Source organism: Pseudovibrio sp. W64 (assembly GCF_001623145.1).
In the GTDB taxonomy this organism is placed as follows: Bacteria; Pseudomonadota; Alphaproteobacteria; order Rhizobiales; family Stappiaceae; genus Pseudovibrio.
Genome location: NZ_LMCI01000041.1, coordinates 87905 through 112448 on the forward strand (window position 1 = coordinate 87905; position 24544 = coordinate 112448).

General features: G+C 49.4%; 21 protein-coding genes. 6 read left to right on the forward strand and 15 right to left on the reverse strand.

From position 1 onward, the window contains the following. Window positions 1-31: 31 nt before the first annotated feature. From PsW64_RS23905 to PsW64_RS23970, 14 genes are all read right to left on the reverse strand, one after another. On the reverse strand, window positions 32-490 hold the full coding sequence (locus PsW64_RS23905; protein ID WP_057463715.1) for a type III secretion system chaperone: 459 nt from the start codon (window positions 488-490) through the stop codon (window positions 32-34). A gap of 241 nt (window positions 491-731) precedes the next feature. After that, window positions 732-2999, reverse strand: coding sequence for a type II secretion system secretin GspD (gspD, locus tag PsW64_RS23910; protein ID WP_208980993.1), 2268 nt, complete (start codon window positions 2997-2999; stop codon window positions 732-734). A 100-nt stretch (window positions 3000-3099) separates the two neighbouring features. Then, window positions 3100-4095, reverse strand: a complete 996-nt coding sequence (locus PsW64_RS23915; protein WP_063305252.1) for a hypothetical protein — start codon at window positions 4093-4095, stop codon at window positions 3100-3102. Window positions 4096-4330: 235 nt separating this feature from the next. Further along, window positions 4331-5008: a hypothetical protein gene (locus PsW64_RS23920; protein WP_063305253.1), complete on the reverse strand. Its 678-nt coding sequence runs from the start codon at window positions 5006-5008 to the stop codon at window positions 4331-4333. After that, a complete protein-coding gene (locus tag PsW64_RS23925) occupies window positions 5005-5598 on the reverse strand; it encodes a hypothetical protein (RefSeq protein WP_063305254.1) in 594 nt (197 codons plus the stop codon). The genes PsW64_RS23920 and PsW64_RS23925 overlap by 4 nt, the downstream gene beginning before the upstream one ends. A gap of 45 nt (window positions 5599-5643) precedes the next feature. Continuing rightward, window positions 5644-6111 carry a tetratricopeptide repeat protein gene (locus PsW64_RS23930; RefSeq protein WP_063305255.1) on the reverse strand — a complete coding sequence of 156 codons (468 nt, stop codon included), beginning with the start codon at window positions 6109-6111 and terminating at the stop codon, window positions 5644-5646. A 56-nt stretch (window positions 6112-6167) separates the two neighbouring features. Further along, window positions 6168-6665, reverse strand: coding sequence for a type III secretion system chaperone (locus tag PsW64_RS23935; RefSeq protein WP_208980994.1), 498 nt, complete (start codon window positions 6663-6665; stop codon window positions 6168-6170). 100 nt (window positions 6666-6765) lie between these two features. Beyond that, window positions 6766-7752: a hypothetical protein gene (locus tag PsW64_RS23940; protein ID WP_063289320.1), complete on the reverse strand. Its 987-nt coding sequence runs from the start codon at window positions 7750-7752 to the stop codon at window positions 6766-6768. A gap of 12 nt (window positions 7753-7764) precedes the next feature. Further along, entirely contained in the window at window positions 7765-8829 is a 1065-nt protein-coding gene (locus tag PsW64_RS23945) for a hypothetical protein (protein WP_063305257.1), read from the reverse strand. 41 nt (window positions 8830-8870) lie between these two features. Further along, window positions 8871-9422 (reverse strand): hypothetical protein, encoded by a 552-nt coding sequence (locus tag PsW64_RS23950; protein WP_063289322.1) that lies wholly within the window; start codon window positions 9420-9422, stop codon window positions 8871-8873. Window positions 9423-9654: 232 nt separating this feature from the next. Then, window positions 9655-10029, reverse strand: a complete 375-nt coding sequence (locus PsW64_RS23955) for a hypothetical protein (protein ID WP_057463707.1) — start codon at window positions 10027-10029, stop codon at window positions 9655-9657. 5 nt (window positions 10030-10034) lie between these two features. Continuing rightward, window positions 10035-10415: a type III secretion apparatus assembly protein SctX gene (locus PsW64_RS23960; protein WP_063289323.1), complete on the reverse strand. Its 381-nt coding sequence runs from the start codon at window positions 10413-10415 to the stop codon at window positions 10035-10037. Window positions 10416-10491: 76 nt separating this feature from the next. Beyond that, window positions 10492-12129, reverse strand: a complete 1638-nt coding sequence (locus PsW64_RS23965) for a hypothetical protein (RefSeq protein ID WP_208980995.1) — start codon at window positions 12127-12129, stop codon at window positions 10492-10494. A gap of 15 nt (window positions 12130-12144) precedes the next feature. After that, window positions 12145-12543: a hypothetical protein gene (locus PsW64_RS23970; protein WP_063289325.1), complete on the reverse strand. Its 399-nt coding sequence runs from the start codon at window positions 12541-12543 to the stop codon at window positions 12145-12147. Window positions 12544-12756: 213 nt separating this feature from the next. Here PsW64_RS23970 and PsW64_RS23975 point away from each other — a divergent pair, with 213 nt between their 5' ends. The 6 genes from PsW64_RS23975 (at window position 12757) to PsW64_RS24000 (ending at window position 18641) form a co-directional block, all read left to right on the forward strand. Next, a complete protein-coding gene (locus tag PsW64_RS23975) occupies window positions 12757-14046 on the forward strand; it encodes an HrpJ domain-containing protein (RefSeq protein WP_063305258.1) in 1290 nt (429 codons plus the stop codon). A gap of 65 nt (window positions 14047-14111) precedes the next feature. After that, the gene (locus PsW64_RS23980) at window positions 14112-14486 is read left to right on the forward strand and encodes a hypothetical protein (RefSeq protein ID WP_063289327.1); all 375 of its coding nucleotides are present in this window, start codon (window positions 14112-14114) and stop codon (window positions 14484-14486) included. Between the two features lie 477 nt (window positions 14487-14963). Beyond that, window positions 14964-15644 (forward strand): Crp/Fnr family transcriptional regulator, encoded by a 681-nt coding sequence (locus tag PsW64_RS23985; protein ID WP_244273233.1) that lies wholly within the window; start codon window positions 14964-14966, stop codon window positions 15642-15644. Window positions 15645-15678: 34 nt separating this feature from the next. Continuing rightward, window positions 15679-15918, forward strand: a complete 240-nt coding sequence (locus PsW64_RS23990) for an EscE/YscE/SsaE family type III secretion system needle protein co-chaperone (RefSeq protein WP_063305259.1) — start codon at window positions 15679-15681, stop codon at window positions 15916-15918. A gap of 26 nt (window positions 15919-15944) precedes the next feature. Beyond that, window positions 15945-16235: a hypothetical protein gene (locus tag PsW64_RS23995; RefSeq protein WP_057463700.1), complete on the forward strand. Its 291-nt coding sequence runs from the start codon at window positions 15945-15947 to the stop codon at window positions 16233-16235. A gap of 180 nt (window positions 16236-16415) precedes the next feature. Then, window positions 16416-18641: an FHA domain-containing protein gene (locus tag PsW64_RS24000; RefSeq protein WP_063305260.1), complete on the forward strand. Its 2226-nt coding sequence runs from the start codon at window positions 16416-16418 to the stop codon at window positions 18639-18641. A 79-nt stretch (window positions 18642-18720) separates the two neighbouring features. Here PsW64_RS24000 and PsW64_RS24005 read toward each other — a convergent pair whose 3' ends face one another. After that, on the reverse strand, window positions 18721-24543 hold the full coding sequence (locus PsW64_RS24005; protein ID WP_208980996.1) for a DUF5801 repeats-in-toxin domain-containing protein: 5823 nt from the start codon (window positions 24541-24543) through the stop codon (window positions 18721-18723). Between the last annotated feature and the right edge of the window lies 1 nt (window position 24544).

The following is a 24544-nucleotide window of genomic DNA, read 5'->3' on the forward strand; positions in this document are numbered from 1 at the left end:
CGTTTAAGCCCCATGGAAGGAGCTTGGATTTTTAGAGGCTTATCAGAGAGGCTGGTTCAAACAGGTCATGCTCATCATCGTCAGCTGCGCTTTCAGCCAACCCGCCCATTTCACGAACAATCTTCAGCCAGCCAGCCGAAACATCAGCAAATGCCAACACAAACTTGGCAAGTTTTTGAGCATCCCAGGCAACAGCACGAAGGTCATTATGCATGACAAGCGCATCGTTTTCGATCAGCACCAGACGCATACCGCCTGACTGGAAGCTTTGCGTGTTGTAAACGAGAACCAGCTCCAGGATCCGGTCTCTCTGCACCGCTGTCAGCTCACACAAACGCGCAGAAACACAGATACGATCACTGTCTGTAACCAGCTTAAATTTCAATGAGAATGCATCTAGGTCAACAACACGAATAGATGGATCCTGTTCATCTTCTTGTGGTTTCACGCCTAATATCTGGCATGCATCATTGAGCAATTTATCGAGCATTGGGGTACTCCGCTTCCTTACTTTCTTGCAGATAACACTGCCAGAAAACGAAGAAACACAAAGTGCTAAACGATACAGTTTGAATAAGATGTAATCTCAATCCGCATTATTTTTCATTTATTATTCAAAAGCCTAGCAGATACAGAAAGAATGAATTTCTCTCACCATCCTACAACTTAAAAAAGAAATCCCCCAGAACACCGAAGCATTCCAGGGGACACATCTGTCAGTTCAAAGCAGCTTAGAAAGAAGACAGCTCACGGCGCAATTTTTGCGTAATGTTCTGCAGTTCAGACTGCTTGCGAACAACACGCGGTGTAATCATCACCAACAGCTCAGTCCGCTTTGTGTCATTCGTTGTATTGTCCTTAAAGAGCTCACCAAACACTGGGATCTTGCGCAGGATCGGCACACCAGACTCACCCTTTTCTTTGCGCTCCTGAATAAGACCACCCAGCAAAATGGTCCGTCCGGATTCAACAACGATATCCGAGTTAATGGTTCTCGTTGCAATGGTCGGTGTCAGCGATGATTCAGTCTTGTTTTGCACCACATTACTCACCTCCTGCTGAATCTGCAGCAGAACGGAGTTGTTGGAACGAATATTCGGCTCAACCTGCAAAACAATACCGGTGTCTTTTACATCCACCTCATTGGTCACAGTCACGTTGCCATCATTGCTGGAAGATTGACTGCGAGACGCAAACGGCACCTGATCACCAATCACAAGACGCGCTTTACGGCCATCCAGAACAGTCAGATAAGGAGACGAGATCACCTTCACCTTGGTGATGTTCTGAAGTGCCTTCAACACCACATCAACCCCAACAGTATTGAGGGAAAGAGCACCACCAGCGCTAGCTGGACGAGAGGCCCCTTCTGCGACTGTACCAACACCACCCGCAAAATTACCTTTACTCAGGTACCACTGAACACCATAGGAAAGGTTGTCATTAATGTTCACCTCAGCAATTGTCGCCTCAATCACCACCTGAGAAAGCGGCAGATCAAGTGCTTGCACAACGTCGCGGATATGTTTGAATTCTTTATAGGTTGAGTTCACCAGCAACGCATTGTTCCGGCTATCAGCAACAATGCCTACTTTCTTGGCAACGGCGACTTTGGCACCGCGCGTCTCAGCAATATCGTCAAACAACTTGTTCGCGTTGTTAAAGCGGTTGTTGATTGAATCTCCACCTGGATTTACGGAAACACCAGTAGCAGAGACTGGGAACTTGCGGGCGGAAGAGCCATTATTCTGAGCTTTTTGTTTCTGCTCATTAGCCGGCGGAGCAACAGAACCACTGCCCCCTTCACCCGCAAGGATCTGCGTGAGCTGCGTTGCAATTTCATTTGCAGGCAAATATTTCAGCGAGATGATCCGCACCTTAGGCGTATCCAGAAGATTATAATCAACTTCCTTCGTAATCCGGCGCACACGCTGCAACATCTCGCGGCTCTGCACAGCCACAAGCAAAGACTGCTGCGCCTCAAGCGGAATAACGGTCAGCGGCGAATTGACCTGGTTTGGATAAAGCTGCTGAAACAGTGTGGTGATCTGCTTGGCAACCTGACTTGCTGAACTTTGCTGCAGGCGCAACACAGACACAATCGTTTTGTCATTGTCACGATTGTAAAGGCTGTTCACCAACTCTTCAGCCGCACCAATATCTTCTGGTCGCGCCCGAACCGCAATCTTGTTCGATCCCTCAACTGCAACAGCAGAAGCACCAGCTGGCAGTATAGCCTGCAAAACCTTCGCCGCATCACCTGGGGAAGCTGAGCGAACAGGCAAGATCCGAAGCTTCAGATCGCCCGCAGACCCAACACCAGAAAACTGTTCAATCGCCTGAATGGTTTCAGGACGGCCAATGTGGAAGATCTGGTCAATGAGCTTCAGAATATAGCCATTGCGGCCCAAAAGCACACGAACCAATGACAGCATCTGGTCTTTGGCAATTGGTTTTTCCGTCTGGAACGTGACAGCACCTTCCAGCGGCTCATCAATCACATAGTTGACCTGCAAAATCCCACCCAGCGTTTGCTGAATGAAATATTCCAGAGTTTCACCACGGAAGTTCAGGCGCACCACATCAGAGGTCGCCTTGGCATCACTGGATTGCGCAACGCGGATTTCCTGCCGGTTGGCGTTATTCAGCCGGGAATCTGACAGCAAAACCTTAGCTTCTTCATCATTGAAGTAGAAAGCCGCGCCGGGTCTGCCTTTTTCCGCATTTTCACTGTTCACCCAACGGGTGTTGATCGCACGGCCCAATACGCCACGCGTATTGGATGCCAATCTTGGTTGACCTGAAAGGGCAAGATGGTTTTCGCGCTGGTTCTCTTCTGAAAAGAACCGCTGAAGCTGGTCAGACAACCCCGCTGGTGGGGCTGTGTTATCCCATTCCTGATCAGCTGGCTGGGTTGTGGTACACCCCAACAGGATCAAAGAAATAGAAAGTACCCCTGCTGTCTTGCGCAGCATTGAACTTAGTTTAGCACCAATCATTTCAAACCTATGCGTTCAGCACAAGCGCCCAACACGATCCCCGGGGCTAAACGAACCCGGGGCTATCGCACTTGTGCTGCCCGAACTTTATTCGATTACGTTAAACGCGGCCGTTATCTAAAAGCAGCTGAAGTCTGCCGGTCGTATCCGAAGTGTCCTGACCAGTAACGGACTGCTCCGCCACAGAAAGTGATTTGGAGATTGAGCTGGACACAAAGCCGACCAGACGCAGGGCATACTCAGCTTCGAGAAGCGTCATCAAAGCCTTCTCATCCTTCACACGATCCTCAGCAAACACACGCACTTCCTCGCGCAGTTCTTCAATAATGGTGTGACGCTCATCAAACTCAGGCTTAGTCCCGTTCAGCTTGCTGGCAGCATCCGACAAAGCACCTTCCAGGGTAGACTGGCCGTGTTCGTCCATCTCACCAGTCTTCGGCGCACCAGCCATTTCCTCAAGCGCAGTACGCAGCAAAGATTGCACCGCATCACTTTCACTCAGGTCTTCAAGTTTGACGTCCAGCTGCTGGACGGTATCAGCAAGCGCAGTCTCTACTTCACTGATCGAGGTATTGATCTGGGCAATCTCACCATTCAAACGGGCAACTTCTTTAGGATCCTGAACGAGTTCGCTATCTGGATCATCTGGATCGCTTGGCACAGTTGCCGGAAGATTTGCCAGTTCATCTTGCTTAGAGGCAAGACTGGTCTGCAAATCAGACAACTGGCCTTCCTGTTCCTGCTGCTGCAAGTCCAAAGCCTCAATGTCAGCTGCAATATCTTCCTGCAAAGCAAGCGCCTGTAGCAGCTCAGAGCGTGCAGAACGCACTTTTTCAGACTGTCCGATAAGATTTTGCTCTTTCAAAGAAGTCTGGATTTCCTCAAACCGGGCAACAACCTGCCCGACCATCACTTCCAGATTTCCGCTGTCTGGCGGTGGCTGCAAACCGAACGCTGCCGACACCCCGACTGAGAGGAGCTGACTGGCAGACGGAATAGACTCAACACTCTTGTTCGCGGCCGGGCGAACAATCTGTGCACTGTTATCAATGGCATTGGATACAGATGAAGAACCAATTGGCGTAACTGCAGTCATCTCAGACTCCTTGAATTATCTCTTCCTATATCTCGCAGATAACCCAGAGGTCGTGTTGTGCCTTAAAACACAGAACCCGCCCTCTTATGGACATTATTGGGACAATTACGAAGTGAAAAAATCGTTACTTCCATGTGTGTGCTGAACGTACAACACCTGCGACATCCTTCTGATCAAAAACGAAGAATGAGATCAGTGCCCAAACAAACTGTAGGATTGACACCTAAAGACCGCCTTAAGAAGAACTGTCGTCCCCAGAACCAGCAGTCCGCTTCGCAAGGGCCGCTTTAAGAACAGATAGGACACCGTCTGTGAGAAGCATAAAAGCATAAGCATAACCAGGCCGCCGCTTTTGCTCATTCAACCGAGGAAGCTGCGTATAAAGGCGTTGCAGCAAATGATACCGATTCTCGATTTTCGCAATCAACTCATGCAAATCGACAGGCGAGTAAGAGGCCACCTCAAAGGTTGTTAGTCCGATGCGGTTCTCGTCAGAAAACGTCAGGCTCGGTTTCTCGTAGGCAAACCAGCGAGACAGATCAAACTGCGCACTGTATCTAAGATACAGATGATCAGCTTCCTTCAGGCGATTGACCGTCCGGGTCGCCCGCTGTTCATACTCAAAGCAATGGTCTTGAGAGAGTACTCTGGTCCGCGCCAGTTCGGTCCCGTACTGCAACGCAATCTGGCGATCCACTGACATCCTGCCAGCACCAAGTGGTTTGACACTCTCGACCTTCCGCGCAGATGTCAGCAAGCCAGCCGTAAACGACAACTCGCGATACAAAATCCCTATATCACCGGAAATCCTGGAGAATTTCTCCGCCTGTATCGGACCAGCAAGTTCAACAATTCCGTTCTCATCCTCACCCAGATCATAGGATAGATGTGGATAGCCGGAAGTCGCAATCATGACACATCACTGTCTCGTGCTGCAGATTTTTTCTGCGCCTCCAATGCAAATGCAAGCCGCTTGGAATACTCGATAAGCTCAGGAACAGGCCGCACCTTCATCAGTTGATAAAAGCGCACCAGTTCCACAGTCGCCTCATCCAGCTCTCGTGACCACAAACAATGCTCAGCAAGCCTGAGGGCGACGGCTGGATGTGCCTCATCAAGCAGCTTTGCTTTGCGAAGCGATCTCTTGACGTCCCCCCCGCCAAGTGGCCAGTCTGCATGGCTCAACGCCAACCCAAGCCAATACTCAACATTGTTTGGATTAAGCAGACAGAGAACTTCAAATTGCTCCTTTGCAGATGCTTTTTGCTGCAAGTGCAGAGCTTGATAGGCAAACTGATAAAGAACCTTCTCCAGCTTGCCATCAGCCTTCAAAACAGCCGAGAGCCCCTGCCGGGACTTGATAGCCTCAAGAACAGCTTGCGCACTTACATCCCCACCACCAAGCGCGCGAAAAACAGCATCAAGATTGACATGTGCTTCTCCCGATTGACCTTCGGAGGCGGCAGAAGCCGGAGTATTGTCTGTAACAGGTGCGAGTGGCATCGTTTATCCCCGGCCTCAAAACTCGGTAAGTGCAGTAAGTTGAACTCATGCGTTGTTCAGCCCGGTCAATAGCTTTTGAGCCGCCTGATGGATCTCGGCATCCTTGCGATCCTTGGCGTATGTCAAAGTGTCTTCAAGGTCTTCCTTGGCCTCTGTAATGTGGCCCAACGCAAGACAAGCAACACCAGAGAAGTAGTATGGACGTGGGTTGGTCGGGTCGAGCACCATTGCAGCGGAAGCTGCCTGCACAGCAAGTGTGTACTGCTGCAACTGCACTGCACAATTCGCCAGCCCAAGCTGCACATCCACATTGATCGGCTCAAGCAGAACAAGTCCAGTGTAGATCTCCAGCGCCTTCTCAGTCCGCCCTGTATCCATCAAGCCCTTGGCCATCACCAGACCCGGAATGATGTCATCTTTCGTAAGCCCCAGACTACGGCCAATTGCGCCTTTTGCGATTGCCTTGATGTCTTGTTCTGGAGAGTTGCCCAGTTCTGAAACGAGCTCAGTCATATCGTGCCTCTTTACGGCTTAAGAAAATAAGAAAGTTTGGGAGCGGCAGCGCAGCATTAAAGGTGAAACACCATGGCACCATCCAGCTCATCAGAAAGAGAGGTTTGCGCAGCACCCAGCAACGGATTGCTCTGATAACCACTTGGGTCCGCTGAAACCAGCGGCTGATAAAGGCTCACAACAGACAAGAGCTCCTCGACCAGTTCGGTCAGTTTCTCCAGCTCTGTGTACCCGCGAAAGCTCACCGAAAGCACAAGCTCTTCTGCGCCATCATCAGCCTTGCGTAAAACCGCCAGCGTTCTGAACTGCGACAGGCAGGCCAGATTTAAATGCAGGATATCTTCAATCTGTCGGCCTCGGGTTCCCACCGTTTCACTCAGTGAGCCAATAACCGTCGTGACTTCAATACCACCCCCATCAAGGGCATCGGAAAACACGAGTTGGACACCGTCAACATTCATCGAAGCGGTGTTCTGCTCGGAGAAAATCGGTGCACCTAATCCCAGCTTTCGCCAGAGCTTATCCAAGCACCCTGAAAAGTTTAAGGAGAACACGAGAAATCCTCTCTGACATGCGCAAGATCAGCAATCAGTCACCAAACGCGAAAAAACAGGTGTGCGTTGAGGGTAATAAACGCACACCTGCTTTTGTGGCTTAACCGCGAGTAATCGCAGCCGCCCGTTCGTTTTCGATTTCGCGAGATTCTTTCAGGAACTGAATGATCGCACGGATGATATCGTCCAGAGCTTTCTGGATGGATTCAGCCTGATCATTCTCCTTGCGAACCTCTTCAGCAGCTGCTGCCAGCTCCTGAGAAATCGCTTCATCTTCTTTTGCGTTTGCCTGAGTGAACGCACTCGCACCCTGAGAGGTCGTGTTACCCAAAGTATTGGCAACGCCACCGATCGTCGCGATGGACTGCGCACGAGACCCGGATGCACTTGCGACAGCATCAAAACCTTTCGCTTGCGCACGGTAATCACCGGCACGCTGCGAATAAAAGTCATTCAGCTTGCCACCCTTGCCCGGCGCAACATCAGCTGCTTTCGCATCCATCTTGCCAGCCTGCGAGTTGGCATTCGCAGAGTTCTTCGCCGCACCCAAGCCTTTTGCAGCACTACCAATCGCAACAGCAGACATCACGATGGAAACAGCAGAAGAAACAACAGTCACAACAAGACTGATAATCGCACCTGTACGGGTCTCTTCAGCAGCATCGCGGCTCTTCCCAGCCTGAGCGTGCATCTGCGTCTTCACAGTCTCACGTGCAATCAAACGGGACTCGAGCTCGTTATTGCGCTGATTGACAGCAGACTTGTAAAGAGCCTGTGCAATCAGACGAGACAAGTTGCCTGTGCTGTCGACCTTGTCGAGAGAACCGATCGCAACAGTCGCCGCTTCCAGACGACCCAACGCCTCGTCCGTTGTCGCCTTGTCAAAATTCGCGCTTGCAGCAAACTGCGGCAAAGACACGAGTGACAGGAATGTTCCGTGATGCTCTGGTGGCAAAGTTGCCAGACGCGCTTCTACGCTCTGCTGGAACTCCGTTGCCCGCTCTTCAGAAACGGCAAGTTTGCCGTCCTGAAAGAAACTGGGTGGCAGATAATCACGATTGTAACTGGCACCTACGGTTGCTGACATAAATACCTCCTTTTAACCTGCAAACTTTGTTCTACCCAGCGTATCAGCACGCTCATTCATGGAACTCACGGTTCCATCCAACGCATCAGCGAACTGTTCGCCTGCTTTGGTCAGGATGGAGAGCAGCTGATCGATGATCTGACTGAGCAACTGGATAAACGCATCAAGGTCAGTGGCATCTGCCTGCAGTTCCTTGGACTGCGCAACATCCTGGCTAGCTGTGTAAGAAACAGCACCCGCTGCAATCGAACCGGCACTACTACCGATCTGAATGATCGCGGAAGTGATGGAAGAGATCGCCTGGATCATCGCGCCAACACTGCCTGCCTGAGCACCTGGAATAAAGAAGGACGCAGCAGCCAGAGTGATACCGACAACGGCTGCAACCACTTTCATGGCAATATCAACCTTCATTACGGTTTCTTCATCCGCACCAGCGGCCACAGCAATATGTCCGGCGATACTTTGGCCAGTCGCGGCCTGCACCGTGGCATCAATGGCCATGGCAAGCTGCACCACCCCGGCAGCAATCATAAACGCCCCGACAACCTGCAGTCCTGGAATAACCGCCAAAATTGTACCGGCCACAATGGAGATTGCCGCAGCAACCCACTGAAATGCCAGAGAGATCTTCTGCCAGATACTGAGACCTTTTTGCTTCTTCTCAGCTTCTTCCTGCTTGCGGATAGACTCTTCAAGCTTGATCGCCTTATCCTGCAAAGCACCTTTCTGCTTCGCTTGGGTAAGACCCACTTTGTTCTTCTCAACGGCTTCCTGAGTGCCCTGCATTTTGTCCAGAACGGACGCAACAAGCACTTCAATATCCTGGAAGCTGGAAGTGGTCAGCGGAGTGTCAGGACCAACCTGAGTAAGGCTGTTTGAAAGACGCGTGATGTGCTGCGCAAACGCAATGGTCGCAATCATCGGCGTACCACCAACAGATGCAAGTGCTCCCGGCCCAATCTTACCTGCACCTTTTACATCACCAGCCTTGCCAGCCATTTCAGAGGTCGTATCAAAAATATCGCCCAGACTGTTGCTATTCAGACCAAGGCCCAGACCTTTAGGAAGCTCCATATCTATTCTCCATGCTTAAATAATTGAGATCAAAACTATTGTCAGACCAGTTTTTGGCGTGCGCTTTTCATCATGGTTTGCGCATACTTCTTGTCGTCATAATTTTTGACGGGATCATCAAACATGCGCAGTGCGGCTTCAAACGCGTCACCAGCTTCCTGGTATTCCTTTGCAGCCAGCAGACATTCACCAAGACGCAGATACCCCTGCGGGTTGGTCGCATCCATACTGATGAAATGCAGATAGAGCTTCACGGCCATGCGAACGTCGCCCTGAATCTGATAGGTCATCGCAAGGCCATAGGTGTACTGCTCTTCCATCGGGGCAATCTGCACCAACATAATAAAGAGCGACTTCGCCTTCTCGACCTGACCGACGGAGATGTTCCGGCGAGCCATCTCATAGACAGCTGCGAGCTCCTCCTCTGACAAACCCAGCATCTCGGATATGGAGACACCCTGCTTCATCAACTGATAGAATTTTTCATCCTTGAAACCCAGTGAATCAAGATGCTCAACGAGCGGCTCAGCGATCTCTTTAATCGTCTCAGCAAAGAGCTCTGGTGACTGTTTGGGCATATCGAGAAGTGACATGGCGCCCTTTCTTTATCTCTGACTAATTCAGCATTTAAGAAAACAATAGAGCGCAATCAGAAGGTGTTCTGTGCCAAACAGAACACAAGAATAGGCAATCCGCATTGTGCAGTGATTTTTATGCATCACGAACATGTGAGCACAACCAACAGGCTGATCTGCCACCAACAAAAGGCAGCTCAGCCTGCATAAGAGGAAGAAACAAACCTTCCCCTTCGATCACAATCTGGAGTTATTGGGAGAGTTTCTGCCGGCGGTTGCCAAGATAGATATCAATCGCATCCTTAGCCTTATCAGCATCGTGGAGCGTATAAAGGCAACGCGCTCGAATGTAATGACGCATGGACTGCTCATCACTACGCGTATACTTACCAAACTGCTCAAGTGGATCCAGCAGGTCCAACTCCCGCAGACTTTCAAGTGCCAGGTCAAAACGGTTGAGAAGGAAAAGCAGAACCGTCCGGGCCAGAAGCACGTCTTTGGAATGATCTTCCATCACCATCATACCCTGCACCATAGTGAGCGCCTCTGCATATTTGCAGTTTTGCGTCATGATGTAGATACTGAGAAGAAGGAAGTCTCGCTGCCGACTGTTGAGCGCTGTCATCAAATTTACCCTTGCAACAACATGGCAAGGGCTGCCTGCAGGTCTTCATCAAGCAACACATCACCCATCAACAGGTCTGCAACACCTTTTAGAACACGCTGCTGCTCACCCTGCTCACGCAAAGCTGCCGCAGCAAACAAACGCTGAAGCTCCTTGCGCATTTCGCTCAACTCAGTCGGCAAAAGAATGTCTGTTTCAGATAAATCCGGCAATAAAAGAGAAGGTAGGCGCTCATCCAGTGTCGGACGGTACAAGACCTCATTTAAGGGCCGCACTTCTGGCAAAAATACAGGAGCAAGCTTTTTGCCCTCTGGCAATTGAACCTGGTCTTCAACCTTCCAGTTGGAAACCTCATTCACGCCAATTGTAATCGATGCAACCCGCATTCCGAATCCCGTACCCAGTCAAAATAAAACGCAGCCCTGACTTACCTGCCAGAGCTGCCATCACAAAAAAAAGCTTTTAAGAGAAGCCACGCGCAATCTGAATATTCAGATCAAAACTACGGCGTACAGTACCAGTCGCCTGCTCGTACGAACGGTTCTGTTCACGGTTATCCTGATTGATATCATTGGTCAGCAACTGAGGGTTCAGAAGCGTAACCGCATCACTCAACTGCGTTGAGAAGCGTTCCCACTGCGTCCGCTTAAAGGAGTTTTTGCTTCCGTTACTATTGTTAATCATGTCATGCGTTGGCCGGGTAATATTAAATTCCTTCTCAACAGGGTGCGGCTTACCCGAAGCAAAGTCTTCAAACATATACGCAACAGCAGTACTGAACTGGCTAGGATTATCAAAAGACACAGAAAGAGAGTGCTTTTCTTTATCCGCGTCCTTTCCGGTATCATTGAACTTCTTCAGTGCTTCGTTCACAATACGCTGCATTTCCGCATAGGCCTGAGACAACTGGTTGAGCTGGGTGAGCTGCTCTGTTCTCATTGTAATGATCGCCTGCTGTTTCAAACTGGCCTGATTCTGAATGAGCGCCACCAGCGTCGGCAAATCCAACCGGGAAATTGTACCATCCGAGTTTGTGATACCACCAGCAGATAACATCTGCTGCTCAGCTTGCTTGATTGCTAGAATACGCTGCTCTTGCTCGATAAAAACAGCATAACCACGGTTGATCGAGGCATTATTATCTGGCGTTAGAACATCTCTCGAGTTCCGCGCTGGATTAGCCAGATTTGGTGTCTTCACATCAAAATAAGCATGCGCCCGCTCAAAACGCTTCACAATTTCCTGCATTTCGGTAGCCAGATCTGAACGAGCATAAATTCCGGTATTAGGAACATTATCTCTCAGCATTTCCAACTGCTTGACGTAGGCCTGCTTGTCCTCATTGAACTTATCACGGTCAGAGCTTGAGGTTTTGTTAGTCAACGTCTTGTTCTTAACGTCATTAATCTCTTTGTCGATCTGGGCCGTAATCACAGCGCGGCTGGCAGCAAGGTCTGTATCTGCATTTGGCAGCAGATCCAACAGCGGCGCAATTCTGGTCTTAAAGATGGAGTTGTTTGCGAGTCGCTCCTGCTCCGTCTTCGAGAGCTGGAAAATACGAGATTTTGTCAACTCATTCACGATGGTCACACTGCGTTTATCATCGGAGCGAATTACACCAACCTGATTGGACCCTGTACCAATGACTGTGTTTCCTGACTGAATCTGCGCCTCAGTGAAATTATCGCGCAAATAACGCAGCTGAACTGCCGGATGCCAGGAGACAAATTCATGCGGTGACGGATTGCTATAGTTCGCAGGCAAGTCTTCATCAGCAACAGTATCAGCCGGATCCACCAAAACACTGGCCACATAAGCATTATACTTACTCGGGTCGGTCGCGTAGTTCGTCGTCCCTGGAATCGACAACAAAGGATTCTCAAAATCAGGATCGGCTTCCGGCAGGTTGGATAAGAAACTATCCCAAACACTGGTCTGCGTTTCTGCAGCCTGCAGCGCGGGACCTTGCTGCGCCGCCCTTTCCTGAGCACCATCACCAGCACCATCAGAGGCAGCTTTAGCTGTGTCGTCATCTTTTGGAGGAGCAAGAGTATCTGGGTCTACAGTAGTAGATGAGCCTGAGCCAACACCATTAATCATTTTCATCTCCTCACATCACAAAATAAGGCGAGTACGACCCGCATTCTTTTGGGGCTTCGCAAACTGAGACCGCGCAGCACCGCTATTATTTTCGTTGTCTTTCAATCGCTTCGTGAAATGCTCAGCAATCGCATCATACCCCTGCAAAAAGTCATCAAAACTCTTCGAAGCAAGCAGTCCGTTGATCAAGCTCAGCGCGACCGGATCTTTCTGAACGGCAGGAAGATCAAGCAACTCCTGCAAGCTCGCAACCATCTGGTAAGACACATCTTGCCATTCATTTTCTGAAGGCCAGTTCTTATCAGCGTTACAAAGGCTTAATGCATCATCCAAATAGGCACTCAACGCGCCTGCATCACCACTTACAGTGAACTGGGGAAGCAACTCTTCCTTGCTGGATCCGGTCTTCGCCATACAACATTCCCATCAAAGCACTATACGCCCTCTATAAACGGGCAGACCGGGGCACCGCTGTTCCGAACGACACACCTTCAATATCGAAATTTAGCAATGACAGAATTAGCAAAATGGGTGAGCCCACTTGTGTCGCCCGACACAAAGCAATTTCACTAAAAGAAGTATGAAAATGACATATTCTTATTCGTAGTATCAGCGGAGGACTTTTCAATGAGCTTAGAGGTCTTAAGATCAACGATTGCCACTCACAACGCTGAGTCGCCAGTTGGCGCTCCACTGGTTGCAGAAGCCACAGGGCAGCGCCGCGCTGAGCGCGTCATGCAGCTCAACAATCCATCCAAACTGACAGATGCTGCTGAAGAGCTAGGCCAGGCCGTGTCCTCACGCCTCGACAAAAGATCACTGGAAAGCCGTTCAATCCGACAAGGGCAAGGCGCTAACATAGAAGCAATCACACGGATTGCCGACTATTACGACAAGCTGCCTGACATGCCCTCTCAGGATAAACTGCAAGGTTTGGTTCAACGGCTACAGGACTATCAGCACAATCAGAGCACCAACGGTGATGGCTCAGGACAACTCACCCCTCAGGACGTATTCGCATTCCTGCAGCAGTTTGACGGTGACGTAACGCACCAGTATGCCGCCCTGCAGATCGCTATCGAACATTTTGAGACCACAGGAGCAAACGATGCTCTTTTGGGAGCTCTGCTCAATGCCCGCGAATACATGGAAAGCGGTGAGACTGGACGTGATGTGCGCGCAGGCTTTGCAGTCGCGGAACTTGCCCATGACAAAGCCGAGGACTTGGGAACCGATCCTGCCGTCATCCGCGAGCACTACCGCGACATGCTGCGCAGTGAAGCGAACTTCGGAATCATCTTCGATAAGTTCAATGACCTGATCGCACGCACACATTCAATGCATCACGATGTAAACGGCAATGAAAGCTCACCCCTCACCTCTTTTGATGATGTTGTGGACCTGTTTACAACCGCCGCAAGTCAGGGCTTGGAAATTGCAGATACCCAGGATGAGCCTGCTCATCTGGAAGCGGTCCTGACCGAGCTGGGCAAACTGAAGAGCCTGCGAACCGTCTATGAGGGTGTGCATGTCGCGACCAAACTGACAGGTCGCAGCTTCTCAGAGTTCACACGTGTTGTGGAAGAGCTGGGCACAGAGAAGCTGGCAAGCTCACTGTTCCATTATCTGGGCAAAGCAGTCACATCACCTGCTGACGCACAAAGTCTTGTTGCGCCACTCGCCCCTGCTGGGGCCAGCGCATCATTGAACTACACAAACAACCTGCTTGCATTGCACCGTGAGGTTCCTGACACCATCCTCACCAACGAAAACATCCGCAATCAGCAACTCGAAACATTACTGGTACTATCAGAACAGCTGACGATCCTGGAAGAAGAGCAATATCAAACAGCAACCGACGCTACGCCGGTTAATAACTTTGCTCAGCTCAGCGCTGCGTCAGCTACTGTTCACTGACCCGTCATCGCTAATGAAATAGCTGCTGCAACATGAAACCAAGGAAGAACAAAGGAGAGGATTGAATGCAGTTTTCAAGTGCCATCCAGTCAAGCCTGGAAGCGTTCGCAAACAATATGAAGATCCCCTTTTCTCCGCAGATGGATGGAAGTCTGTCTTACCTCCTTTCACAATCCGGTGAACTGACGTTTACCCCTGTTGAAGGTGGCAACAGCGTCGTTGTCAGCCTTGGTCGAACCACAACGGGTGACCAGAATTCAGCAAATGAAGCTCTTTTGAGCCGAGCTGGCTTCAAACCTGAAATTGGAACCAATCTGCATACAGGGAAATCTAAAGATGGAACGTTACATCTGGCGGTTTTATACGAAGCAGGACAACTTAGCCCTGCAAAACTCGAGCAAACGGTCGATTATCTGATAGGTGAATTGAGTTCACTATAAAAACTACAATCAGTGCATGCAGGTATACACCAGTTTCAATCTTATAATGACTCACACTTGTTCACATTACGGAGGGAAATCGTGACTTTTTCGCACTTAAAATCACAATCCCGAGGGATACAGTCAATATCCATTAAAATATAAGTTAGATGATGACAGCCAGACTTGACTCGCTTATTAGCTGTCTTAATTATAGTTTTGTCCGTGTTCTGAAGCACAATTCTTCGCAATTGTGTACGAGTGAGATTGGGGTGGAATATTGGTAGAGTATAATAAAAAAAAGACGAAGTATATTTGCTCTGCGGAGACCAGTATATCTTCATCCTCTAAAATAGCTGCACTTATTTAAGTAAGAGGACACGGTACATTTCTATGGAAAAGGCAGTATATGATGCAAGCCTGGGTAGAGGCGCATCAAGAGCTCATAATACTGGCACCTCATCCTCAGGTGAAAGCAGCTGGAAAGAAAACGCAGCATTGTTTCAAGAGCTGAATGATGAATTATGTGCATCTTTAGAGCAATCAGCAATTCGCCAAACCTACTCAAACGGCGAGAACATCTATCTTCAGGAAGATGATGCTGAATTTCTTTACATCATTGAGAGTGGACATGTTCGCTTAAGTCACTTGCGCGAAGATGGATCTACCTTCCTTTATGCCATCATCACAGCAGGCCAAAGCTTCGGCGAATTAGGTGTCTTTCAGCGATCTGTTCACGCAGATACAGCTTGCGCGTTAGGAAACGTAGTCGTTCACAAAATCAGACGCTCTGCATTTCATGTCATCAACGAGCAGAGTGCCGAGATTTGTCGCGCGCTGGCTGTAGTTGTAGCGAAACATTATCGCTCCTACATCGAATCGACACGCTGCTTGTCACTGCCAAGCCTCTCGGCTCGCCTGGCACATGCGCTACTAAGCCTGCTTGAGTCGATCGGCACCCCTGCGGGCGATAACCCAAAGGACAAGTCTGTGATCTCTGGCGCAATCGTTACACAGAGTGACCTGGGTGCAATGGCACGCGGAACACGCAGCAATATCAATCGCCGCCTGAAAGAGTGGGAGCGCGCTGGCATCATAAAAATTAAGGATCGTTCTATCACTGTGCTGAATAGGACAATGCTGGAACGGAACTTGCTCAATAATGAATCAAACTTTTAAGAAGCTGGTAAGCGTTGCAACAAAGGACTAACGCGTGCAAGACGAAAACACCAATAACGAGATGTATGTCACCGATCTGGAAGAGACTTTAAAAAGTCAGCAAGGTTCAGAACATGCCCAAAAACTCGAAAAGAAATTGGACGCTCTTTCCTCTTGGGTACGTGAAAAATCCGAGGAGCCTCAAACTGAGGTGGACTACCAACGTATTCAAACAGTGATAAACGGCATCGCTGCAGCACAGGACGTCCTGCGCAAGTTTCCAGTCCAGAATTAGAGCCGCGTAAAAGCAGGAGTTTCAAAATGGTCAGTTTTGTCACAGGTGTAGATACCCCGTATACTTCAACCGTTGAGAAAGCATTAGAAAACAAAGCTGGTATGAACGCGCTCGACATCAGCGTGCGCTTTCAGACCGAGATGGACAAGATCAATGACAAAATCATTGAAGCTCAGAACTCCAACTTGGCTGAGACCGAAAAAATGTTCACTCTGCAGCTGCTTGTGAACACTTATACCACCATGGGTCAGACACGAACCAGCATGGTGAAGGCGCACGCCGATATGGTCAAGGCCTGCGCACGTAACATTGCCTAAATCATTTTAAAAGGCTCTCTTCCGGTTGCCAAAGCGAGTGTGGAAGAGAGCCTTTGTATATTCAGGTCCATGAGACAGGTTCGGTCTTCCCGAACGCTGACAATCCATGGCATTTTCCAGTTCGCTTTTGGCAAATAGTCAATCTGGCGAACTCCAGCGCTTGTTTAGGTGGGACGGCGAATGGGTAAACTCATCCTCAAAATTCTTGTAGGCCAACAGGCTGGCGCGGAAGTCATGCTCGAGCCGGGTGAGTATACACTTGGTTCGGACAGAAACGACGATTTGCAACTGGCAGATCTGAGCGTTGCCGCAAGCCATATGCAGCTACGCCTGCAAGACAACAAAATCGAAATCTCTGCAAAGGCAGGAGATGTCCGGACAGAAAACGGTGTCTCCCTAAGTAGTGGCAATGACGAATGGGTCGAGATTGAGCCTCTTGATGTCATCAGCATTGGTGTCATCAAAATTGCACTTGGCGCCAAAAACGCTCAATGGGCAACACTAAGCAAAGCGTTGAATGCTCCCCATGAAGATGACGAGCAAACAGCAGAGAACTCTGCAGCAAACTCAATCCTTGGCGAGAATGCAAAGCACGTTGACGCGATATTTGCTCCAATTGCAAAACACCGCAAACGCATAGCTTTTGCAACAGTTGCAAGCGCCGTCGTTCTTGGTGGTTTTTACCTCGTTGGCTCAGGCAAAATATCTCCTCGCACAGCAAGTGCCCTCCCGAATGGCGGCATTGATGCAGTGCGTATCGCTCTGGCAGATCTCCCCTTTGCAGAAAGACTGAGCCTGCGTCAGGACGTGGATGATCAGATCTATCTGACAGGCTATGTCAGCGAACCTGTTCAGCGCCGGGCAATCACAGAGGCAGTAGAACGCACTGAAGTACCTGTCCGCTTGCGCGTGCGCGTCATCGAAACACTGAAAAAAGATATTGCAGGTTATCTGCAATCTCGTGGATCCAACGTAAGCTTCGCACTTGCGGATGACGGAGAGTTAACCCTGAGCGGTTCTGTTCTCGATAAAGCAAGTGCTGACCAGCTAATCGCGGACCTACGCGGGCTGAATGGCATCTCCGGCGTAACATCAAACATCAAAACTGCAGATGATTATCTTCTGGATGTGCGCAAGCTGGCCAAGCGTGCTTTGATTGATGACACCATCATCTTCCGTCTCGACGATGAAACTCTTGAAGTCAGCGGTATCATAGCAAGCCAGGACATTGATCGCTGGTCTGGCTTCTTACGCTCGTACTCCAGGCAGTACGCTACGTTTATTCCACTGCGTTCTCTCGTCAAGTTGGTACAAGAAAACGGACAGGTCGTAGATCTCAAAGCCAACTTTGATGGCGGTATTGAACCCCTGCTTGCTGCTGTTGATCCACTCACGAATGAACCGGTCGAAGAACGCCAAACCAAAGTATTGGAACTGGCGCGGGCAATCAAACAGCAAGACGGTTTTGCACCTAGCCAGCCAAATCAAAAAACTTCCAGCCGCCTCGCCAAGAGCAATGCGGCAGGACAACGCAAAACTGGCCCTGAAGCACCTGCAACACCGCTTCAAAAAGCAACTGAACGTTTGCTAAGTAGCATCGGCATTGCATCCGCTCAAGCATCAACGTCACCAACCAGTCAGCCGACAGTGTTAGAAGAAACAGATGCAGGCCAACAGACGACAAACGGAAAGCTGGAAGCAAAAAGCGAAAAGCAACAGGGCGCAATCTCTCAAAGTAAAGCAGATGTCCGGTTCCAAAACGTCGCTCTGGACGATCCTGAGCTTAACGAAGCGGCTGAAGTCGTGTTCCTTGCTTGGATGGAATCCGCTAAGGCCAAAGGCGTGATACCTGAAGAGCTGAAAAAGAACTTCCTGCCCTTGCTTGTAACGCCGCCCTCTGAGGGTCCTCTCTGCTCTGAAAATCTTTCAGTACCAGTCTCACAGATCCCTGTGACTGTACTGTGGCTCGATATCCTGAGCAGCAGCGAAAGCCTCGCTCTCACAACGTTTCCAGAGGAACGCCAGCGCTACATTCTGGAAGCTGCAGTCAATCCAGCTGCAACACGCGACTGCCTGATCAAATCAGAAAAAAGCAACAACATTGATTTGATCCCCTACTCCAACTTCATCAGAGAGAGCTTGCGAAACCCTGGTTTCATCAGCTTCCTGACGCGGGACCTTTCATCTCCGTCTCTGACTGTCACCGGAGCAAGCCTGATCGGCGAGCGTTATGTTTTGAACAGCGAAAACAAACGCTACAAAATCGGCCAGTCCATCGACCAAAGCAGCCGCCTCCTTGCTGTCGGCGAGCTGGGTGCTTTGATCCGTGAGTATGAAGGATACTCTGTCGCGATATATGGCGATCAGACAGCCTGGGTCGTCCGCGAAGCAAACGCAAGGCAGTAAGCCATCGCTCAACAAACAGTAGAGCACTTACTGTACAAACATACGAAAAGCCGGGTCTCATATGAGACCCGGCTTTTTCTTAGGCCACAACGTCTACTTGACTATAAGAGCCATCATCATCCAGCACCACCTTAATGGTGTCTGTATTGCTGATGTTATCAAGGTGAGCGATCTTCGACCAGTTCTCGCCATTGGCAGCCCCATCCACATCAACAAGCACATCACTTCCAGAACCATTTTCCTGGATCTTCACATACTGACCAGCTTCTGCAGCATCAATTTCATCGTCTCCGAAAGCCTTGTTCAGGAGATCCGAAATATCGAGGCGATCAACGTTTTGATCTGTTTCCCCCTGAGCCGTGCCATCAAAGTCGGTGATTGTATCAAAACTTCCATCCAGAACGTCGAAGATGAATGCATCAAGATCATCTTCACTACCGCTGGTCATCCGGTCATAACCCGCACCACCATTGAACGTATCAGAATAGTTGCGGCTACTTGACGGATGCCAATCATCCCCAATCAAAAGATCATTGCCATCACCGCCAGACAGATCATTATGCCAGTTGCCCTGCCCTTCAATTCTGTCGTTCTGATCGGTACCATTTAAGCGATAATGCCACCCTGAGTTCTTGTCTGGATCATTCTCGTAATACTTGTTCTGAGAATAAGCAGGCTCATTATAATCGACAACGATGGTGTTTGGATTATCCGTATTCTCAATTACATTGACCGTTGTGGTTGCAACACCACTTTCTTCAGCGCCATTGCTGACAACCATTTCAATAGTTCTCGTGTCAATGTCTGAAGAGGTGTTGAATTCAATGGATTTGATTGCCGCAACATATGCTGCGTAACTTGCATCTCCAGAGAGGGTCAGAACCAGATTGCCATCTACGACTGCTGTCCTGGCAGAGATACCAGAGAACGCTCCCTGAGGGAGAAAACTCAGGGCATCACCCTGCTGATAACTCTTTAGCGTTATGACTGCACTGGAAAGTTGATCGTTGGAAGTGTCATTATCGGCATCATTAACGCCAAGCATATCAGCAATCGCAACGCCTTCCCCACCAAGAGTAAAGTCAATGTCATGCTCGGTCGTAGGATCAATAACATTGTCTCCAGTGATCTTCACATCGAGAACTCGGGCATAATCGTCCGTTCCTTCCATACCAGACACTTCAAAAGTGATCGTAGTTTCAGAAGGGCTCCAGCCAGGCAGATTGCTTATGTCAATCGTAATGACTTCGCTTCTGCTCTGCGTCGATTGATCAAACATTGGGATACGGGCACTTCCTCCATCCCATTCAATCAAAAGATCGAACTGATCATCACCGAACTCCAGACGGTTCCCAACTGAAACCTCCAGCTTAAGATTTTCTCCATTCGTCAGGTCAACCGATCTGGAAACGGATCCCTCACCATTTGGTGTCCAGGACGGGAAGTAAAGATGACCGGAGATCGCTCCGTCCTGCTGCGGAACATAAACATCTCCATAATCGGAATCTCCATCAAGGTTTCCGTTCTCAGTCCATGCTCCAGTCCAAATAACAACACCGTTGCTATGTCCATGACCATAATCGTAGGAACCGTTGTGCTCCTCAAAATCATCTCTAACTTTGAGCTTGTCCGAACTATCTGGCTTGAAGAACAGATTAAGTTCAGCAGCCTGATTTGTCACAGACACTTCAACATCTTCGCTCGCGTCATCAGTTCCATCACTCGCAACGATGTTGAAATTATAATCTTGATCAGCGTCCACATCCAACGGGTTCTCGAAATCAGGTGCAGCTTTGAAGTAAACTTCACTGCCTCTGATTTCGAACAAATGAGCATCTTCACCCGTCAAGGAGTATGTCAGCGCATCGCCATCAACATCAAAGGCACTAAATTCAGCAACCGGTCCGACCCCGTTTTCTGCAAAATTGGACTGAACATTTGTAACAGTCAGGACTGGACGATCATTCACTGGAGTGACATCAACTGTCACAGTGATCACATCAGAAACATCACCATCAGCATCTTCAATACGGTAGCTAAAACTATCCTGCCCGTTGAAGTCGGCAACAGGTGAGTACCTCACAATACCATCAGAGTTTACAACAACACTGCCGCCCTTAACAGTAACCCCAGCGTTTTCAAGCAGAACAGTTGCGTCTTTATCAGCCCCAACAGCATCATTGCTCAGAACATTGATATCGAATGCAACATCTTCAGAGCCAATCGCATTATCAGCGGCACCAGCTGGCACATCGTCAAGGATGTTGACGGTAAAGTCGCCAGAAACGCTATCACCATCGCTGTCCTTCGCCTCAAAATCGAAGGACAAAGAAAGACCTTCTCCTTCATCACCTTCATGATCCAGCTGTCCAAGCAGTTCAAATGTATACGTGCCTGAACCATCATCAGACAATGTCACTTTGAAGACTGCATTGCTCAGATCATTGGCATCCGCAGGAGCCGTACCGGTGTAGCCAATCAGAACAGCACCAAACGCTTGGAGCAAGACAGGAGCACCTGCTGATTCAAGTGCTATGTTGCCACCAGTCTTCGCCTGCTCCCCATCTGTAACATTGACAAAGGAAACGCTGCGATCTGAACCATGCACAGGAGAAGAAACATCACTGTCGGCATCATCAGTCCCCCAATTGATGTGCAGGCTGCCAGAGACTTCTGCATTCCCGCTAGCAAGGTCTGCCTCATCAACTACAAGCCCAACTTTGTGAAGCTGAATGTCATCCAGATAGGTGCCAAGGCCGTTGTTTTGGTCAGGCGTCATCAGTTCAACGAACTCAAGACGGTCACCATCGGGCTGACCAGTTCCGACCACATTGAGAGCGATGGTTGTCCAATTAGTGCTGTTGGTTGAATACTCACCAACCTCAACACCATTCCAAAGCACCCTCACATCACTGGTTGGACCATTGTCAGCCCGATCAGCAAGGTCAAACGTCAACTCATACTGTGTATTCGCTTCCGTCTGGATATTCTGGTAGATACCATCAACTTTACCAGAATCGTCTCCATCCTTATCTAGTTCCAGATACTGATCCCCATCAGATGATGGACTGAAGCTGTCGGAATGCAGCTCAAATTTAGTTCCATTGGTTGACATCCAGCCAGACATTGTATCGATGGCTTTATGTCCGGAAGATCCAATATCCGGCTCTTCAAAGGAACCGTTGACAACAAGATTTATCTCATAAGAGCTGCTATCGATGATAGGCACGTCATCAACAATCTTGATAGAGAATTTTCCAGCAAGATTAACGCTGTCACCATCGCCATCAACCGCATCAATCACGGATCCAAAGTCGATCACTAGAGGTTGCTGAACATCATTCTCACCATTGCCAGCAACATGATCCAGTTGATCAAACAGCTTGAAGACCACATCACCACTGTCAGATGTCAGGTCCAGCGAGAACACTGGGCGATCATTCTGGAAACTGTACTCTGTGTTGCCATCAGTTTCGACGTAACCGACAATCTTGTCATCAATCACCACATAGGACAGCGGTTCATCACCTGAAGTGAGAGCCATCTGTGTTAAACTCGCAACCGCATCAGCTGAGATATCAAACGTGCCGCCATCATTGCCAAAATCGACAAGAGCACTGATATTATCAGTCAGATAAGCTGGTCCGTTGTTGTCATTCTCACCTGTCGTCGAACCATCCTGATCCCCATCGCGAGGGGCATTCCCCTGCACGCCAGAGTTCAAGTTGACGATATCATCTTCATCCGCTGTTGCTGTTTGAGACGCGCCTGTTAGGACAACTTCATCATCTTCGACAGAGATTACAGCTGTCGCAGTTGATGTGTCACCATCTCCATCTGTGACAGTGAAACGCAATCGCAGATCAATACGATCGTCACTACCTGCCTCACCAACATCTGGGTGATCAAAACCAAGGTGCTGAGTAAATTCATAGGCCCCATCAGGCTGAACAATCACAGTAAATGCGGTAGCACCGCCAGTTTCAGTTGCCCCTTCAATGGTGATCACACCATCTGGTGCTGTCGTGCTGGAAAGAACGACCTTCTCCCCGCCAACAGTCAGGAAGTCACTGCGTTGACCTTTAGGTTCTTCCAGATCAATACGGCGTGCATATCCTTGATCATCAACGATCCGTGCAGCAGTTACGGTAGCTCCATCTGAGCCACCTTCAAACTGAAGCGTGCCGGAAGTCGCCACGCCAAAATCATCTGCCTCGCTTACTGTGATCTTCGAACCAGCTCCCGTGGCAGTGGGCTCATCATCATGGAAGATGATCTTGTCACCAATATCGACAGATGCAGTGTCTGTGTCCCCATCTCCATCAGTTAAGGTCAAAACAGCAGAGATTTTGCCTGCTAAGTCCAGCGTATGGTCGTTCTCGTTCTGAACATGTTTCAAAGATGCGTATTGAACAACACTCAAGCTACCGTACTCATCAATCGAGACAGCAAAGACAACAGCAGCATTGGCATCACCCGCACGACCAACAATCAAATCTCCCTCAGTATAAAGGTTGATTTGAGAGCCATCTGTCGTTTGCAAACCAGAATCTGTGCCTTGAGCAGCAATTTCCAGGGTGACTTCCGGAGCATCAACTCCATCCGCTCCAATATAGATATTGGCTTCAACCAAGTTCACATTATGAGCGTAAATTGTCTCCATATCCGGATCATTTGCAGCCTGACTATCCAGTGAGGCAAACAAAGCACTGATATCAGAATCTGGAACAGCAACAACTTCATGAAGTTGCTGTCCTGCAGTCTCATCCAGCTCTACAGTTTCACCAGTTACGGTGAAGTCGTGAATGTACGGGCCGTCATCATCAAACGTCAGATGCTCACCAATCTGCACTTGCGTGGAAACCACATCGCCATCTTCATCCGTAACAGTCAAAACTGCTGTTACCTTGCCATCAAGTGACACATGCTCATCGGAAGATGTCGTATCTGGATGCTTGATAGACATGTACTGAACCATAGACACATCACCATTTTGATGCACATGGATAGCAAAAACGGCTAGTCCCTCAGGGCGGCCATCCCCCCCGGCAAGACGACCAACAATCAGCCCATTCTCTTCAGAGAGAAAGATTTCATCACCTTCAGTCGTAAACAGACCAGATGAAACACCATCACTGGCAATTTCGAGAGTGACTTCGTAGCTGCCGGCTTCATCAGCTCCTACATTCAAGGACCCGTCCAGGACGTCATTTCGAGCATAGATGGGGCCATTCAAATCAAAATCGCCACCTGTATTTGTAACATCTTTGAATGTATCAGAACCGATCCAAGGTGGAATGTTGTCACTATGCGGCCCTTGGGTCTCGTCAATGCGAATATGATCATCAACCCAGAGTTCTGGCGCTGGGATGTCATCAACAACCGTCACATCCAACTTGCCATCCAGAGCAACAGTGTCCCCATCCCCATCTGTCGCAATGATCACAGCACCAAAGTCGATGGCAGCAAGCTCATCACCATTGAGAAGCTGAAGGGCAGTGTTCTCACCATTACCAGTCACATGGTCCAGCTGATCGGCCTGCAACACCGCAAACTCACCAGTCTCGGTATTCAGAAGCAGCCCAATAACCGGACGGCCACCAGCAACACCAACCATCAATGTAATAGTCGCACTTAGCTGCGCATGCTGGAACTGAACCGCATCGCCGTCAGAAGACAAGCCAAGATCAGTCAGTTGCTGCGCCGCATCTCCAACAAAGGTGAACGAGCCAGCGCCAGCATACCCATCAGCACCAAAGTCAACAGTGTTCTGAAGATCTCCCGCTGCATTCGCAGAACCACTCAAGAATTCAGTCCAGTTGCCATCAGCTTCAAGGCCCCAGTAATCTGGGCTCGTACCCGTTGACAGGATCGTGTCGATGTCGTCCTCATCAACAGTCACA